General features: G+C 67.8%; 13 protein-coding genes. 5 read left to right on the plus strand and 8 right to left on the minus strand.

The genetic code is table 11. The annotated features are described in order from the left end of the window. Window positions 1-99 precede the first annotated feature (99 nt). Complete coding sequence (locus OVY01_RS18040; RefSeq protein WP_267848955.1) at window positions 100-2,379, plus strand: site-specific recombinase; 2,280 nt, start codon at window positions 100-102, stop codon at window positions 2,377-2,379. 130 nt (window positions 2,380-2,509) lie between these two features. After that, on the plus strand, window positions 2,510-3,409 hold the full coding sequence (locus OVY01_RS18045; protein WP_267848956.1) for a LysR family transcriptional regulator: 900 nt from the start codon (window positions 2,510-2,512) through the stop codon (window positions 3,407-3,409). Window positions 3,410-3,462: 53 nt separating this feature from the next. Here the strand turns inward: OVY01_RS18045 and OVY01_RS18050 are convergent, their stop codons facing one another. The 3 genes from OVY01_RS18050 to OVY01_RS18060 form a co-directional block, all read right to left on the minus strand. Beyond that, window positions 3,463-3,687 carry a hypothetical protein gene (locus tag OVY01_RS18050; RefSeq protein ID WP_267848957.1) on the minus strand — a complete coding sequence of 75 codons (225 nt, stop codon included), beginning with the start codon at window positions 3,685-3,687 and terminating at the stop codon, window positions 3,463-3,465. 144 nt (window positions 3,688-3,831) lie between these two features. Beyond that, window positions 3,832-4,668, minus strand: coding sequence for a PIG-L deacetylase family protein (locus tag OVY01_RS18055; RefSeq protein WP_267848958.1), 837 nt, complete (start codon window positions 4,666-4,668; stop codon window positions 3,832-3,834). Between the two features lie 85 nt (window positions 4,669-4,753). Then, the gene (locus OVY01_RS18060; RefSeq protein ID WP_267848959.1) at window positions 4,754-5,782 is read right to left on the minus strand and encodes a bile acid:sodium symporter family protein; all 1,029 of its coding nucleotides are present in this window, start codon (window positions 5,780-5,782) and stop codon (window positions 4,754-4,756) included. Between the two features lie 396 nt (window positions 5,783-6,178). Here OVY01_RS18060 and OVY01_RS18065 point away from each other — a divergent pair, with 396 nt between their 5' ends. After that, complete coding sequence (locus OVY01_RS18065; RefSeq protein ID WP_267848960.1) at window positions 6,179-6,871, plus strand: hypothetical protein; 693 nt, start codon at window positions 6,179-6,181, stop codon at window positions 6,869-6,871. 62 nt (window positions 6,872-6,933) lie between these two features. Here the strand turns inward: OVY01_RS18065 and OVY01_RS18070 are convergent, their stop codons facing one another. Further along, window positions 6,934-7,917, minus strand: a complete 984-nt coding sequence (locus OVY01_RS18070; RefSeq protein WP_267848961.1) for an NAD(P)H-dependent flavin oxidoreductase — start codon at window positions 7,915-7,917, stop codon at window positions 6,934-6,936. A gap of 426 nt (window positions 7,918-8,343) precedes the next feature. Between OVY01_RS18070 and ilvD the strand changes: the two genes are divergently transcribed. Next, window positions 8,344-10,203 carry a dihydroxy-acid dehydratase gene (gene ilvD, locus OVY01_RS18075; RefSeq protein ID WP_267848962.1) on the plus strand — a complete coding sequence of 620 codons (1,860 nt, stop codon included), beginning with the start codon at window positions 8,344-8,346 and terminating at the stop codon, window positions 10,201-10,203. A gap of 18 nt (window positions 10,204-10,221) precedes the next feature. Here the strand turns inward: ilvD and OVY01_RS18080 are convergent, their stop codons facing one another. The 3 genes from OVY01_RS18080 to can all read right to left on the minus strand — a co-directional run bounded on the left by OVY01_RS18080 (window position 10,222) and on the right by can (window position 12,756). Further along, window positions 10,222-10,677 (minus strand): MaoC family dehydratase, encoded by a 456-nt coding sequence (locus OVY01_RS18080; RefSeq protein ID WP_267848963.1) that lies wholly within the window; start codon window positions 10,675-10,677, stop codon window positions 10,222-10,224. A gap of 168 nt (window positions 10,678-10,845) precedes the next feature. Further along, window positions 10,846-12,006: a dienelactone hydrolase family protein gene (locus OVY01_RS18085; protein WP_267848964.1), complete on the minus strand. Its 1,161-nt coding sequence runs from the start codon at window positions 12,004-12,006 to the stop codon at window positions 10,846-10,848. Between the two features lie 6 nt (window positions 12,007-12,012). Further along, entirely contained in the window at window positions 12,013-12,756 is a 744-nt protein-coding gene (gene can / locus OVY01_RS18090; protein ID WP_349293535.1) for a carbonate dehydratase, read from the minus strand. Between the two features lie 176 nt (window positions 12,757-12,932). On the opposite strand from can, the gene OVY01_RS18095 reads away from it, so the two are divergent. Continuing rightward, a complete protein-coding gene (locus OVY01_RS18095; protein WP_267848965.1) occupies window positions 12,933-14,006 on the plus strand; it encodes an MBL fold metallo-hydrolase in 1,074 nt (357 codons plus the stop codon). Window positions 14,007-14,020: 14 nt separating this feature from the next. Here the strand turns inward: OVY01_RS18095 and OVY01_RS18100 are convergent, their stop codons facing one another. Next, the gene (locus OVY01_RS18100) at window positions 14,021-15,649 is read right to left on the minus strand and encodes an ABC transporter substrate-binding protein (RefSeq protein WP_267848966.1); all 1,629 of its coding nucleotides are present in this window, start codon (window positions 15,647-15,649) and stop codon (window positions 14,021-14,023) included. Window positions 15,650-15,719 lie beyond the last annotated feature (70 nt).

Raw genomic sequence — 15,719 nt, forward strand, 5'->3', positions numbered from 1 at the left:
CGGGCGCCCTCGGATCGCCGGCGGGAATCCGCGGAGAATCGGTAGAATCGTCGAAGTCGGTAGAATCCCTGACGACAGCCGCTTCCGATACCCGCCTCTATGTTTCGAACTCTCGCAGCAACGCTGAAAAAATGGCGCGCCTCCCGCAACGGCGGGCGCCAACTCATTGAACTACTGACGCATGTCGAGTGGCAGGCGCCGCATGGCGCCCGCCACCAATGGCTGATCGAACTGGTCCGCTGGGTGCGCCGCGGCGGCCTGCCGGACGGCAAGGTCGACCGGCGCGTTTCCCGGCCCCAGCATGTGCGTTTGCGCTACCTGTTGCGCATGCTCGACCAGCACCCTGACTGGAAGCGCGACGTGGCGCGGCTGCTGCGCGCCACGCTGGCCGAGGGCGACGCGATTTCGCTGCTGTGCGATACCGGCATGCCGACCCGCTCGGGGTTCTGGGGGGCGCTGGTCGAGCGCCTGCAGTCGTCGCTGATCCCGCCGGCACCCAACACGCGCAGTCTGTCGGCGCTGGTAACGCTGATGTTCGCGGATGCGGACGATGGCCATGTCGCCGACGAAGCGAGCTGGATCGACACGATTCCGGCCGAGTTGCTCGACGCCCTGCGCAACCTGTTGCTCTACGGCATGGACGACGCCGATACCGCCGCCCGCGCCGACGAGCGCGGCGCGGCGCGGCGTCCACGGCACGAAGACGAGGCCGAGGGGGGCGTGACGGGCGCCGGCGGCGCCGGCGACTTCTCGCACGCCCTGCTCGCGGCCATGCACAACCTGTGTTATCAGATCGGTTCCACTGGCCTGTCCTCGGCGGTCCGCTCGCGCTTGTCCGAGGCGCGCATCCAGGCGCTGCCGTTCTATCGTCTTGGTCCGGCGATGCAAAGCGTCGAGGCGGCGCATGCGATGCGCGAGGCGCAGGCGCGCGAGTCCGACGTCGCGTCGCGCGGGGTGCTGGACCCGACGCTGGAGGGTGCCCGGGAGGGTGCTGCCGGGAGGGCGGAGCACATGGATGCCGCGCTCCGCCTGCTGCAGGAAGTGAATGTGCTGCGCGCGCTGCTGGACGAATGCCACGCGGCGATCCGCGAGCTGTATGCGCATCTGGATGCGAACGGCGTCAGCGTCGAGGTGGTGTTCCAGGTCGAACGGATGCGCGAACGCCTGATCCGTTTCGAACGCCTGCTCGATGCCTGGATGACGACCGACGACCCCGCATCGCAAGCCCATCTGATCGCCGACCTGATACGTGCCACCCGCGCCCGGCAAAGCGTCGGGCACCTGCTGCGGATGAATTTCGCGTTGCTGGCGCGCAAGATGGTCGAAAGTTGCGCGCAGACCGGCGGGCACTACATCGCGCGCGACCGCCGGCAGTATCGCCAGATGCTGTGGATGGCGTCCGGCGGCGGCGCGGTGACCGCGGTCACGGTGTACTTCAAGTTCTTCATCACCGGCTCGCACATGCAGCCCATGGTCGAGGGCTTCCTCGCCGGGCTGAACTACGCGTGGAGCTTCGTGCTGATGCATTTCCTGCATTTCACGCTGGCGACCAAGCAGCCGGCGATGACCGCGCCGGCCATCGCGCAACGTCTGGAAGCCGCCGGGACACCCGAGGGTCTGGAAGCGTTTGCCGCCGAGGTGGTGGCGTTGATGCGCACCCAGGCCGCGGCGATCTTCGGCAACCTGGCGCTGGTTTTTCCGCTCTGCCTGCTGGTGCAACTGGCATGGTTCCGCCTCACGGGCGGCCACCTGATCACGCCCGAAAAGGCGCGCGCCACGCTCGCGTCGTTCTCGCTGCTGGGTCCCACGCCGCTTTACGCAGCCATGACCGGCGTGCTGCTCTGGGCGTCGAGTCTGCTCGCCGGCTGGGCGGAGAACTGGTTTGCCCTGCACCGGATCGGCGACGTGCTGAACTACAACCGTCGCCTGCGTTTCGTGTTCGGCAATGCGGGCGCGGCGCGGGTCGCGCATTTCTGGCGGCATAATTTCTCGGGCATCGTCAGCAATGTCGCGCTCGGGCTGATGCTCGGGCTCGTGCCGGCCGTGATGACCGCGTTCGCGCTGCCGTTCGAAGTCCGGCACGTGACGCTCTCGACCGGGTCGATCGCCGTGGCGCTTGGCGTATTGGGCCCCAAGGTGCTGCACGAAAGCGTACTCTGGTGGGCCGTGGCGGGCACGGCGGCGATGGCCATGCTGAATGTGGCGGTCAGTTTCACGCTGGCGTTCCAGATGGCGCTGCGCTCGCGTACCTCGCTGCCGGTGGACAAGCGGGACATCTATCGCAGCGTGGGGCGCCGTCTGCTGGCGCATCCGCTGGAACTGCTGTTTCCGGCAGCGGCCTCCAAGCCGGGGCAGGGGCTGTCGAGCCGGGAAGGCTAGCGGACGTCGCGCACGCTCGCGGACCCGCTCTGGGTGGGGCCGGACATCGCCTCCCTCGAGCGTCTGCGCGTCACCGTCACATCGCCGGCGTCCGGGCCTTCCGGCATCCGGACATCACCGAGGCGAGAACATGGATCTGATTCACGCGATGCGGGTCTTCACGCGGGTGGCGGAAGCGGAAAGCTTCACGCGCGCCGCGCAGCAGCTGGATGTCTCGGTGCCGGTCGTCACGCGCAGCATCGCCAGCCTCGAATCGCATCTCGATATCCGCCTTTTCAATCGCACGACGCGGCGGGTTGCGCTGACCGATGCCGGGCAGTCCTATCTCGAAGGCTGTCGCGCGGTGCTCGACCAGATCGACGATATCGAGACGAGCGTCGCGCGCGCCTCGAGCGAGACCCGGGGCGCGCTGCGCGTGGTGTCGTCGGCCGGGTTCGCGTTGATGCGGCTCGCGCCGGTTTTCGCGTCCTATCGGGAGCGGTTTCCGGGAATCGCCCTGCAGGTCACGTTGATGGACCGCCCCGTGGACCTCGTCGACGAGGGCTACGATGTGGGCATCGTCGCCGATCATATGGTGAAATCCGAAACGCTGGTCATGCGGGCACTCGACACGCTGACGCGCATCCCGGTCGCCGCGCCTGCCTACCTGGCGCGGGCGGGCATTCCCCGGGAGCCGCGCGATCTCGAGGCGCATGCCTTTCTCGCGCCCAGCAACGACATGCGCAGCCACCTGTGGCAATTCGTCGACGGCGACACCGCGTCGCGCGTGCACCTGACCCCGGTATTCTCATCGAATTCGCCGATGATGCTGCACGGCGCGGCGCTCGAAGGCATGGGCTTCTCGATCCTCCCGCAGGCCCTGGTCGAACACGACCTGAAAAGCGGCAAGCTGCAACGCCTGGTGGCGCCCGCCATCGTCAACGACGGCGACGTTTCGCTCTTCCTGGTCTACCCCAGCCGCCGTTTCGTCAATCGGCGCGTGCGGACCTTCATCGACCACGTCGCGGAAATGTTCCGGCAAAACGCCTGAGGGCGGCCGAAGCCGCCCTCGGGCGCGAGGCACCGACCGCCGCCGGCGCGCGGTCAATTACCGAAATACGTATTGCAGAAACTCGCGGGACCGGTGCAACCGTTGTCGTTCGGCGCGACGCGACGCGCGTGGCGCGCCGGCGGCGGAGGCGATTGGCGGGATTGCGATGCCGTCGGCATCGAACTGTCCTGCGCGTGCACGCCGGGCACCGCGGTCAGGGCGGCAAGACTGGCGCAGGTCGCCACGATCAGTTTCAGGTTTTTCATCGGATTTTTCACGATACGTACTCCATCTGGCGGGGCCCGCATCGGCGTGGGCCCTTGCACCAAGAGTAGGCCCGGGAAGCGGGTCCATCAATACAACGAATCGCAAAGGGTTGTTACCCGCGGCGGCGACAATCGGCGGGTGTGCGACGGCCGGCCTCAGACGAAAAACACTTCGAATTCCCGGAGCACGCGCGCGAGGACATGCGGGGGGAGGATCGGCGGGGCGCCGGTTGACGCATCCTTCACCAACTGGCTCGGATAGGCCTGGACCGCGCGTCGCTTCGCTTGCGTGACCGAGGAAGACAGGAGCAGGCGGCGCGCCCGGTCCCACGGCAGGCGAGGGTCGCCCGGGGTCGCCCAGTGCCATGCCCAGACGGGGACCTCGATCAGGGTCGCGCCGCTTTCGGCCGCGGCGCGGGCGCCTGCCCGGCCCACCGCTTCGTGATCCGGATGGCCGTCGAAGCGCCAGGTGGCGAACAGCACATCGTCCGCCCGTAGCTGGCCGCGCAGAAAGTGGCATAGCGCCTCCTCGTGCGCGGCGACGCCGCCGTCGGGAAGACCGGCACGCACGACACGCAACGCGCGCCCGGGCGTTTCGTCCGCGCGGCAGGGCGCCACGCCGTCGCGGAGGATGCGCAGCGCGTCCCTGGTCTCGGCCGGACGCACCTGCGCGAGCCGTCCGGCGGGCCACAGGGGCGAGTCCGGATGGCTGCCGGTGCCGTCGGTCACGGCGACGACCAGCACGTCGGCGGCGGCCTCGGCGGCCGGCAGGGACAACAGACTGCCGATCAGGCCGCCGGTGCCCAGCAGTTCGTCGTCCGGGTGCGGCGCAAGGATCACCGCGCGGCGTCCGGGCGGCACCAGTTCCGTTGCCGCGATGCCGGCCAGCGCGGCCAGCCCGGGCCATGCCCGCCAAGCCTGCTCGGTCGTGCCCTCGCCGGCGATGACTCGGTCCGCGCCGTCGTGCGTCAATTCCTCGTTGCCAGTCGACATATCGTTCCTTCGTGGAAATGCCTGCCATTGTCCGTCAACGGGAGGCCGGGTGCCGGGCCGGCGGCGAACGGCGATGTGACGCCGGTCAGCGTCCTGGCGGCGGCGTGGGGGTGGGCGCCAGGGCGCCCCCGTCGTCGAGCGCGATGTCGCGCGCGCCGAAACGCTGCGCCAGCACCGAGCAGACCATCAACTGGATCTGATGGAACAACATCAGCGGCAGGACCACGGTCCCCGCCCCGCCGACCGCGCCGGCGAACAGCACCTTCGCCATCGGGATCCCGGCCGCCAGGCTCTTCTTCGAGCCGCAGAACATGATCGTGATGCGGTCCGCCTGGGAGAAGCCCAGACGGCGGCTGACCAGCGTGGTGACGCCCAGCGCGATGGCGAGCAGGATCAGGTTCACCAGGACCAGACCGCCGATGGCCGCGGGCGGAATCTCGTGCCACAGGCCCTCGATCACGGCCGCGCTGAACGCGCTGTACACCGTCAGGATGATCGAACTGTTGTCGACCAGCTTCAGCATGGCTTTCTTGCGCGTCACCCAGGCGCCGATCCAATGCCGGGCGATCTGGCCGGCGATGAAGGGCACCAGCAACTGCATCACGATGCCGCCGATCATGTGCAGGGGCGAGGCGCCGCCGCTGCCGCGCGTGGACAGGATCACGCCGGCGAGCAGCGGCGTGAGAAAGATGCCGAGCACGCTCGACGCGGACGCGGCGCAGACGGCGGCCGGCACGTTGCCTTTGGCGATCGAGGTCAGCGCGATCGACGACTGCACCGTGGACGGCAGCATGCAGGTGAACAGAACGCCGGTATACAGCGCCGGGGTGACCAGCGGCGACAGCACCGGCCGCAGGCCGAGCGCGAGCAGCGGAAACATGACGAAGGTGCTGCCCAGTATCAGCAGGTGCAGACGCCAGTGCGTGATGGCCGCGACTAGCGCCTCGCGCGGCAATTTCGCGCCGTGCAGAAAGAACAGCAGCATGATCGCGACTGTCGTCAGATGACCGAAGACGGTCGCGCCGATCCCGTGCGCGGGAAAAAGGCTCGCGACCACGACGGTGGCCACGAGGGACAGGGTGAAATTATCGGGCAGGTATTTGGGGCGGGCCATGGCGCAGGGAAGAGGAACGGCCGGGAGACGTTCCGGTGAAGAGACGATAAGACAATTCCAACCGAAATCGATTGAAAAAACAAATTCATTCTATTTGGCTATTCATTCATCTAACGCATGAATTTCCCGGAAACGGCCATTTGAACGACCGGCGGCGCGGCCATGCCGTGTTTCACGCGGCGGCGCAAGCACAAACGGCGTAGTTGTAACAGGGTTACACGTGGTTACAAGAGCGTCCGGCGTCTAACACTTTGAGGCTCGACATCATGTCGCCACGCGCTTAAATTCGACCCCAGCGGATGCCGTTTGCACCGGGCGGCCGCGGCTCCTCTCACTTTGCGTTTCGTCCACCTACATACCATGTCCCGGGTCGGCTCCATTTCGCGCACTTCTGACATGCTCGTCGCCATTCGTCACAAGCGATCCCGTCCTGCCTGGCTGGCGCTGATTGCGGTGGTCGTGGCGGGCGTGACGGTCGCGGTGACGCTGGCGACGGTCGTGATCGGCAGTGTGGTCGAGGCGCGCCGTGCGTCGGAGCCGTCCCCGGTGGCGCTCGCGGCACGGCCGGAAGGCAGAACGGACGTACGGGTCACCGTGCCGGCCGCCGCGCAGGAATCGCCCGATGCGCTCGCCGCACGGGCGGAGGCCGGCGCCAGGGCGGCGGCGCTTGCGACGATCGTGCCTGGCGCGACGCCACCGCGCATCACGTCGTCGACACCCGCAGCGATCGCCAATACCGGCGCGGCAGTGCCGGAACAGGCCGCTCCGCGTATGGAAAAAACCACAGATTCGGAAGCGGTCGACGCCGCCGTCGCCGGCGATGCCGACGCTCACCCGGCAGTCCCGAAACACCGCTACCTGCCCTCGCGTGCGTCCGCCCATGCCGGCGCCCGCCGTGCAGGAAACGCCGGGAACGACGTGGCGCGGGGCGAGGGTTCCCTGCGGGCCGACATCGCCCGCTACAACGCCGAGCGGGGCAGAGGCACCGAGCGGCGCCATGCGCTGACGCTGCGCGCGGCCAGCGTGCCGAGCGTGCGCTCCCTCTGGGAAGAGGTGCCGCGTCCGCTTTCGGAGCTCTATCGCAACTGAGCGAACGGGCACCGGGCCGGCATCGGCCGGCCTCGCATGGCATCAAACACAACCAAGCGGCATCAAGTGACATCAAGCGGCGCAACGTCGGTCGCCAACGCGGTGATGCGCCGCGCCGCGGCCGCATATTCGGCCCTCATCCGCCCTACCAGTTCGGCCAGTGGCGGCACATCGTCGATCGCTCCCACGCCCTGTCCCGCGCCCCATACATCTTTCCAAGCCTTGCCGCGGCTGTCGTCGAAACGCACGGCCGCGGCACCCGTGCCGCCGGCCGGCAGGGCGTCCGGATCGAGTCCCAGCGCGACGATGCTATGCCGCAGGTAGTTGCCACGGATGCCGGTGAAGTGATCGGTATAGACGATGTCCGCCGCCCCGGCGTCGACCAGCGCCTGCTTGTAGGCCGGCGCCGCCTGCGCTTCGCGCGTGGCGATGAAGCGTGTGCCGATATAGGCGAGGTCGGCGCCCATCGCCTGTGCGGCGAGTATCGCCGCACCCTGGCCGATCGCCCCGGACAGGACGAGCGGCCCGTCGAACAGGCGCCGCACCTCCGCCAGCAGCGCGAAGGGCGACAGGGTGCCGGCATGGCCGCCCGCTCCCGCGCAGACCAGGATCAGACCATCCACGCCCGCCTCGAGCGCCTTGCCGGCATGCCGCACGCTGACCACATCGTGCAGGACAAGGCCGCCATAGCGATGCACTTCGTCGACCAGCTCGCGCATCGGGGCGCGCAGGCTGGTGATCAGGATCGGCACCCGGTGCGCGGCGCATACGCGCAGATCGCTTTCCAGGCGGGTGTTCGAGGCGTGGATGATCTGATTGACCGCCAGCGGGCCGGGACGCGCAGCGGCGCCGTCGGCCGCCAGCCGCTCCCGGATTTCGTCGAGCCAGTCGCTCAACTGCGCCGCGGGACGTGCGTTCAGCGCAGGGAAGGTGCCGACGATGCCGGCCCGGCACTGGGCGATGACCAGTTCCGGATAGCTGATGGTGAACATCGGCGCCGCGATCACGGGCAGGCTGAGGTTGTGCAGCAAAGGGGGCAAGGCCATCGCAACTCCGCTTCGATCGTTGAAATAGCACGGTCGTGCTGGAGAGCAGTATAGGCAGGCCGGCGGCACGTGGCGTGCGGGAAAGTGGAGGAGGGACTCGAAAAATAATTTTACGATATCCGGGAACTCGCACGCAGGCCGGACTTCTAACCGGCATCGCGAGCTGCGATGACGCTGATCACGTCGAATGATTGGGCCGTTCTGACGAACGGCTTTTTTTTGCGTCCGGCTCGCGGGCCCGCAACAGCGCATGACGTCGTCTCGGCCGGGCGGGCCCAGCGCACGCCCGCGGGGGCTGGGATATACTGGCCGCGTTCGCCCAGAGCACGGCTCAAGAGGTTGTCCGCACGGGCGCGCGAGGGGCCTTTATTCCCGTGGCCCGCCTCCCTTCCCGCTTTTTTCCGCGATACTTCTTTCGCCACGACAATGCCCGCATACCGTTCCAAAACCTCCACCGCCGGCCGCAACATGGCGGGAGCGCGCTCCCTGTGGCGCGCCACCGGCATGAAAGACGAGGACTTTTCCAAACCCATCATCGCGGTCGTCAACTCGTTCACCCAGTTCGTGCCGGGCCATGTGCACCTGAAGGACCTGGGCCAGCTCGTCGCGCGCGAGATCGAAGCCGCGGGGGGCGTCGCCAAGGAATTCAACACCATCGCGGTCGACGACGGCATCGCGATGGGCCATGACGGCATGCTGTATTCGCTGCCCAGCCGCGAGATCATCGCGGACTCGGTGGAATACATGGTCAATGCGCACTGCGCCGATGCCATGGTGTGCATCTCCAACTGCGACAAGATCACCCCCGGCATGCTGATGGCCGCCATGCGGCTCAATGTTCCGGCGATCTTCGTCTCCGGCGGGCCGATGGAAGCCGGCAAGACACGGCTGGCCAACCCCGTGACGAAGACCATCGAGTTCAAGAAACTCGATCTGGTGGACGCGATGGTGATCGCGGCGGACCCGGCCTATTCCGATGCCGACGTGGCAGAAGTGGAGCGCTCCGCCTGCCCGACCTGCGGCTCGTGCTCGGGGATGTTCACGGCCAACTCGATGAACTGCCTCACCGAGGCGCTGGGCCTGTCGTTGCCCGGCAACGGCACGGTGGTCGCCACGCACGCGGACCGCGAGCAACTCTTCAAGCGCGCCGGCCGCCGCGTCGTCGAACTGGCCCGCGAATACTACGAGCAGGAAAACGCGCGCGTCCTGCCGCGTTCGGTGGGCTTCAAGGCGTTCGAGAACGCGATGACGCTGGATATCGCGATGGGCGGCTCCACCAACACCATCCTGCATCTGCTGGCGATCGCGCGCGAAGCGGAGATCGACTTCACCATGGCCGACATCGACCGCCTCTCGCGCAGCGTGCCGCAGCTGTGCAAGGTGGCGCCGAACACCAACAAGTACCATATCGAGGACGTGCACCGGGCGGGCGGCATCATGGCGATCCTGGGCGAGCTGGACCGCGCCGGCAAGCTGCATACCGATCTGCCGACCGTGCACGCCCCCACGATGAAGGACGCGCTGGACCGGTGGGACATCGTGCGCACGCAGGACGAGGCCGTCCGGCACTTCTACATGGCCGGGCCGGCCGGCATTCCGACGCAGGTGGCGTTCAGCCAGAACACGCGCTGGCCGAGTCTGGATCTGGACCGCGCCGAGGGCTGCATCCGTTCCAACGAGCATGCGTTTTCCCAGGAGGGCGGCCTTGCCGTGCTGACGGGCAACATCGCGCTGGACGGCTGCGTGGTGAAGACCGCCGGCGTGGACGAGAGCATTCACGTGTTCGAGGGCACGGCGCATGTGACCGAATCGCAGGACGAGGCGGTGGAGAACATCCTCAATGACAAGGTCAAGGCCGGCGACGTGGTGATCGTGCGTTACGAAGGCCCCAAGGGCGGCCCGGGCATGCAGGAGATGCTCTATCCCACGAGCTACATCAAGTCCAAGGGTCTGGGCAAGGCCTGCGCGCTGCTCACGGACGGCCGCTTCTCGGGCGGTACCTCGGGTTTGTCGATCGGTCATTGCTCGCCCGAAGCGGCGGCGGGCGGGGCGATCGGTCTCGTGCGCGACGGCGACCGGATCCGCATCGACATTCCGAACCGCACGATCGACGTGCTGCTGTCCGACGAGGAACTGGCGCGGCGCCGCGACGAACAGAATGCCAAGGGGTGGAAGCCCGTCAAGCCACGCCCGCGCAAGGTGTCCGGCGCCCTCAAGGCCTACGCCAAGCTGGTCATGTCGGCCGACAAGGGCGCGGTGCGCGATCTGTCGCTGCTCGACGACTGATCCGGTTGCGGGCGGCTGTCACGGGGAGCCTTCTCCGGTCGACAGATCGCCCGATTTCGGTTTCACCAGGATCTTCGCGGTCGCGTTCAGCGTGATCTGCTCGCGCTGGTTGATCACCACGCCTTCGAGCGTGGTCAGATCGCCGTTCAACGTGTTTTTCCAGAAAGCGTCGACGACGGTCCAGGTCATCGTCAGCAGGTCGCCGGACACTGCCGGCTTCTTCACCTGCACATTGAATTCCAGCAGCAGCGGTTGCGCGAAGGTCGTGAAGTGGGTGGTGGCGGCGGCGAGAAAATGCGCGGTCGGATGCGAACCGGAAGCGATCGGTCCGGCGAAACCGGCGCGGCGCGCGTGTTCCTCGTCATGATGCAGGGGATTCATATCGCCGATATGCTCGGCAAACAGCCGAATGTCCTGCGCGGCCAGCCGCAGGACCTTCGAGAACGTGTCGCCGATCGTGACAATGCGTGACATGGAAGCGAACCTCGAACGTTAAGCCTGAAGTGCATGACACACCCTCCGCGGGGAGGGACCTTTCATTCTCCTCCGTGAATCGGCGGAAGACCACGAGAATCGGCGGCATGGGCGGGCAGCGCGCCGGGATGCGACGCGCTTTTCTGCGTATCGCGCGCATGTACGTCGCTAATGCGCGTTCCAGACCACGTCGAAGTCGACCGCGTACAGGCGGCATGGCTCGTGGCTGTTGCGCTGGCAGTTGTCCAGCGCCACCGCCGTCGGATCGTCGCCGCCCTCGGCCCAGGACCAAGCGCCGCTCGCCGACACGGCGAAGGCGCGGCTGGGATACTGTTGCAGGAAGGCCGCATAGCCTTCGCGCCCGTCGTCGTCGAGATAGGGAACGGCGGCCACCGCGTCGAGCGGTGCATAGCCGGTGGCGGGCGGCCGCAACGTCTGCGCGACCGGATGGCGTGGCGCGACCGGCAGATGCAGCGCAACGAGAAAGTTCTCGACGGCCGGCCACCAGATCGGCACCGCGTCGCGGTCGCCCACCAGCCGGTGCGCATTGTCCTTGTAGTTGCCGAAGTCCATCATCGTCGCCAAACCGCCGCCCTCCCGATAGACGGTCAGCAGGTGCTGCGCCAGCGCCTGTGGCCAGAACAGATCGTTGTCGCCGTAAAACCACAGGGTCGGCAGGCGCGAGCGCTGCCCGTAGTCCCGGAATGCGTCGATCATCGCCTGTTGCCATTGCACGCAGCTGTCCTGGTGCAGGCCGCCGACGAAGTTGATCAGCCCGCGCACGCCCGCGACCGGCTGCACGCCATAGGCGAGCGTGGCGAGACCGCCCTGCGAGGCACCGGCGATCACGATGCGGCTCGCGTCGGCATTGGCGAGATGCGCGACATAGCGCACCGTCGCCGCGATGTCGGCGGCCTGTTCCAGGCCATTGGCGTCGATGGCGCAGGACTGCTCGGTGTAGATGCCGCCCGAACGGGCGAAGCCACGCCGGTTCGGCGCCACCACCATGTAACCGCGCCGCACGAATTCCCGGGCGAAGGCGAGCGGACGGCTGCGCGCCTGCCGGTGCGGATCGCCGCGTTCCTTGCCGTGGTTGAAGATCACCACCGGGAACGGCCCCTTGCCGTCCGGCGTGAAGAGCGTGGTCTCGAGCGCCGCGGCGCCGGCCCCCTCGCCGGGGATCATGACCACGGTCTCGTTCATGTCGGGCGCGGACGTGGTCGAGGCGGTTGCCATGCCGGGCGCGGCGCGGGCCGGTGCGAACGGCGGCAGCGCCAGCGCGGTCAGGACGATCAGGGCGATCAGGGCGAGGGTACGACCGATCGACATGACGCGTCAGGCCGGCGCGGCGGCCGCTTCGGCCGGGTCTGCGGGTCCGCTGCCTTGCTGGCCGATCGCCGCGATGCACCGGGCGTAGTGCGTTTCGAGATCGTGCGGATTCGAGACGGTCATGCCGAGGTCGCGCAGCCGCCCATCGTGCACGCCATAGGTCCAGCCATGCATCGTCAACGGCTGGCCGCGCGCCCAGGCGTCCTGGACGATGTTCGTGCGGCACACGTGCACGACCTGCTCGATGGTGTTGAGCTCCACCAGGCGCCGGTGCCGCGCCGGTCCCATCGGCCAGCGCTCGAGCATGGCCGCATGCTTGTCCCGCACGTCCTGGACGTGCCGCAGCCAGTTGTCGGCGAGGCCGACGCGCGTGTCCATCAGCGCGGCGCGCACGCCCGAGCAGCCGTAGTGGCCGACGACCATGATGTGCTGGATCTTCAGGACCTCGACCGCAAACTGAATCACCGACAGGCAGTTCAGGTCCGAATGGACGACGACGTTCGCGATATTGCGGTGGACGAAGACCTCGCCCGGCGGCAGGCCGATGATTTCGTTGGCCGGCACGCGCGAATCCGAGCAGCCGATCCAGAGCAGTTCCGGCGACTGCTGGTCGGCGAGCCGCATGAAGTAGGAGGGATCGGACGCCAGCATCTGGTCCACCCAGTCACGATTGTTCTGGAACAGCCGAGTCAGCGAGTGATCGTCTGCGCAGTGGGATGGCTCGTGGGGGGGATCGTATGGCGTCGTCATCGTCGGTCGGCGGAAGGCGGCGGAGGGGCCGGCGCGGCGTCCCGGGAGGGGCCATGCGGAACACCCTTCAGCGCCGGATTGTAGCGCGGAAGTGGCGCGGCGTCGGCGCCGGCCGCGCGACGCCGCGCGCCGAGCCGCTACAATCGGGGTTCCTTTGACGATCACCGGACCCCGCCATGAATGCCAGCGAGCGCGAACTCGACTACTGCTTTGCCGACCGCGTGCCCGAACCGGGCGCGACGCTGCCGGTGGCGCCGGGCATCGCCTGGGCGCGGATGCCGCTGCCGTTCGCGCTCGATCACGTCAACGTCTGGCTGCTGGAGGACGCCTGCGCCGGTCAGAAGCGCTGGACGCTGGTGGACTGCGGCATCGACGACGCGGCGACGCGCGGCCACTGGGAGACGTTGATCGATCAGCGGCTCGACGGCCTTCCGGTGCAGCGCGTGCTGTGCACCCACAGTCACCCGGACCATTTCGGGCTGGCGCACTGGCTGTGCGCGGGCGGCGCGCAGGCGCGCTGGCAGGCCCGGCTGTGGATGACGCTGGGCGAGTATGCGACCGGCCGTCTGCTGTCCTCGACCGATGCCGGCTCGGGCGCCGGCGGCCGCGACGCGGCGGAGCACCTGCGGCGTCATGGTTTCGCCGACGCCGTCGTGCTCGACCAGATCGCTCATCGGAAAGCCTACTATCCCGGATTGGTGCCGCAGGTGCCGACGCGCTTCCGGCGCATGCTCGGCGGGGACCTGATCGACATCGATGGCCAGACCTGGCGGGTCATCATCGGCTACGGCCATTCCCCCGAACACGCGGCGCTGCATTGCGCGGCGCTGAACGTGCTGATCGCCGGCGACATGGTGCTGCCGCGCATCTCGACGAACGTCTCGGTGTTCGATGTCGAGCCGGAAGGCGATCCGCTCGGCGGCTTTCTCGATTCGCTCGACCGCTACGAGGACCTGCCCGCCGATACGCTGGTGCTGCCCTCGCATGGCAAGCCGTTTCGCGGCCTGCATGTGCGACTGCGCCAGCTGCGTGCGCACCATGCGGCGCGTCTCGACGAAGTGCGCCAGGCCTGCGCCGAGCGGCCCCGCTCGGCCGCCGACATCCTGCCGATCATGTTCCGGCGGCCGCTGGACGCGCATCAGCTGACCTTCGCGCTGGGCGAGGCCCTCGCGCATCTGCACTTCCTGTGGCACCGTGGCGAACTGGAGCGGGTCGAGGAAAACGACGTCTACCGCTTCCGTCCCGCGTAGGGCGCCCCTGGCCCTCAGGGCACGACGACCTGCGCGAAGTGCTGTCGGCCGAAGGGGCTGACGCGATACCCGGACACGTTCTTGCGGGTGATCGCGGCGGCCACCGGATAGCCCAGCGGCACCCACAGCGCCTCGTCGTGGATCGTCTTCTGCGCGCGCTCGTAGAGACGCGTGCGTGCGGCGCGGTCGTCGGTCAGCTTCGCGTCGCCGATCTCCTTGTCCAGTGCCGGATCGCAATATCGCGCGAAATTGGTGCCCGACTGCACCGCCGCGCAGGAGAACTGCGGCGTCATGAAGTTGTCGGGGTCGCCGTTGTCGCCGGCCCAGCCCATGAACAGGATGTCATGCTGTCCCTGTTTCGCGTTGCGGATCAGTTCGCCCCATTCGATCACGCGTACGTCCGCCTTGATGCCGATTTTCGCCAGGTCGGCCTGCAGCACTTCCGCGCCCACCTTCGGGTTCGGATTCAGCACGCTGCCGCTGGGGCGGGTCCAGATCGTCGTCGCGAAGCCGTTCGGAAAACCCGCCTGCGCGAGCAACCGCTTGGCCTGCGCCAGGTCGTGCGGATAGGCGGAGATGTCCTTCGCATAGCTCCAGGTGTTCGGCGGGTAGGGGTTGACGGCCGGCGTGGCCGAGTCCTCGAAGACCGCCTTGAGGTAGGTCGCGCGGTCGAACGCCATGTTGATCGCCTGGCGGACCTTGGGATTGTCGAGGGGTTTGTGCTGCGTATTGAGCGCGACGAACGCCGTCATGAAGGCGGGCGTCTGCACCACGTTCAGCGCGGCATCCTTCTTCGCGGCGGCCACGTCCTGTGGCTTCGGCGAAAGCGCGATCTCGCATTCGCCCGCCTTGACCTTCTGCGCGCGCACGCTCGCGTCCGGCGTGATCGCGTAGATCAGCCGGGCGACGTGGGGTTTCGGCCCCCAGTATGTCGGGTTGACGTCGTAGCGGATCACCGCGTCCTTCTGATAGCTGCGCAGCTGGAACGGCCCGGTGCCGATCGGCTTGTCGTTCAATTGCGCGGTCTTGCCCGCTTTCAGCAACTGGTCGGCGTATTCGGCCGAATAGATCGACGCGAAACCCATCGTCAGCACCGGCAGGAAGGTCGCGCTGCGATAGTTCAGGTCGAAACGCACGGTATGCGCGTCCACCTTCCGTACCGATTTCACCAGCTTGTCGAGCTGCATCGACCGCGCATGCGGGAAGCCGCCAGGGCCGGCCACCTTGTGCCAGGGGTTGCCGTCGTCGAGCATGCGCGCGAACGAGAACACGACGTCGTCGGCGTCGAGCGGGCGGCTCGGCTTGAAATAGTCGGTGCTCTGGAAGGCGACCCCGTCGCGCAGGTGGAAGGTGTAGCTCAGTCCGTCCGCGCTGACGTCCCAGCGCGCGGCCAGCGCCGGCACGACCTTGCCGCTGGCCTCGTCGAACGCCACCAGGCCGTCGAACAGCACGTCCGCGGACGCGTTCGTGGTGGTCAGCGCGTTGTACTGCACGACGTCGAAACCGTCGGGGCTGGCCTCGGTGCAGACGGTCAGGGGCTTCGCGGAGGGTGCAGCGATAACGGCGCCGGGCAGCGCGAGCAGCGCGGCAGTCAGCGTGCCGGTCAGCGCGGCGAGCAGGGGGGCAGACGGGGTAAGACGCATACGAACTCCAGGAGAGATCAGAAAGGCGGCGGAAGCGAAGAAAGGCATGCGGGAAGGGCGTACGGGAGGG

The organism is Robbsia betulipollinis (assembly GCF_026624755.1).
In the GTDB taxonomy this organism is placed as follows: Bacteria; Pseudomonadota; Gammaproteobacteria; order Burkholderiales; family Burkholderiaceae; genus Robbsia; species Robbsia betulipollinis.

Bases quoted from the DNA above. Each gene is read 5' to 3' on its own strand.
- can (WP_349293535.1), bottom strand. From the start codon at position 12,756: ATGACGACGCCATACGATCCCCCCCACGAGCCATCCCACTGCGCAGAC.
- OVY01_RS18045 (WP_267848956.1), top strand. From the start codon at position 2,510: ATGGATCTGATTCACGCGATGCGGGTCTTCACGCGGGTGGCGGAAGCG.
- OVY01_RS18055 (WP_267848958.1), bottom strand. From the start codon at position 4,668: ATGTCGACTGGCAACGAGGAATTGACGCACGACGGCGCGGACCGAGTC.
- OVY01_RS18040 (WP_267848955.1), top strand. From the start codon at position 100: ATGTTTCGAACTCTCGCAGCAACGCTGAAAAAATGGCGCGCCTCCCGC.
- OVY01_RS18060 (WP_267848959.1), bottom strand. From the start codon at position 5,782: ATGGCCCGCCCCAAATACCTGCCCGATAATTTCACCCTGTCCCTCGTG.
- OVY01_RS18095 (WP_267848965.1), top strand. From the start codon at position 12,933: ATGAATGCCAGCGAGCGCGAACTCGACTACTGCTTTGCCGACCGCGTG.
- OVY01_RS18080 (WP_267848963.1), bottom strand. From the start codon at position 10,677: ATGTCACGCATTGTCACGATCGGCGACACGTTCTCGAAGGTCCTGCGG.
- ilvD (WP_267848962.1), top strand. From the start codon at position 8,344: ATGCCCGCATACCGTTCCAAAACCTCCACCGCCGGCCGCAACATGGCG.
- OVY01_RS18065 (WP_267848960.1), top strand. From the start codon at position 6,179: ATGCTCGTCGCCATTCGTCACAAGCGATCCCGTCCTGCCTGGCTGGCG.
- OVY01_RS18085 (WP_267848964.1), bottom strand. From the start codon at position 12,006: ATGTCGATCGGTCGTACCCTCGCCCTGATCGCCCTGATCGTCCTGACC.
- OVY01_RS18100 (WP_267848966.1), bottom strand. From the start codon at position 15,649: ATGCGTCTTACCCCGTCTGCCCCCCTGCTCGCCGCGCTGACCGGCACG.
- OVY01_RS18070 (WP_267848961.1), bottom strand. From the start codon at position 7,917: ATGGCCTTGCCCCCTTTGCTGCACAACCTCAGCCTGCCCGTGATCGCG.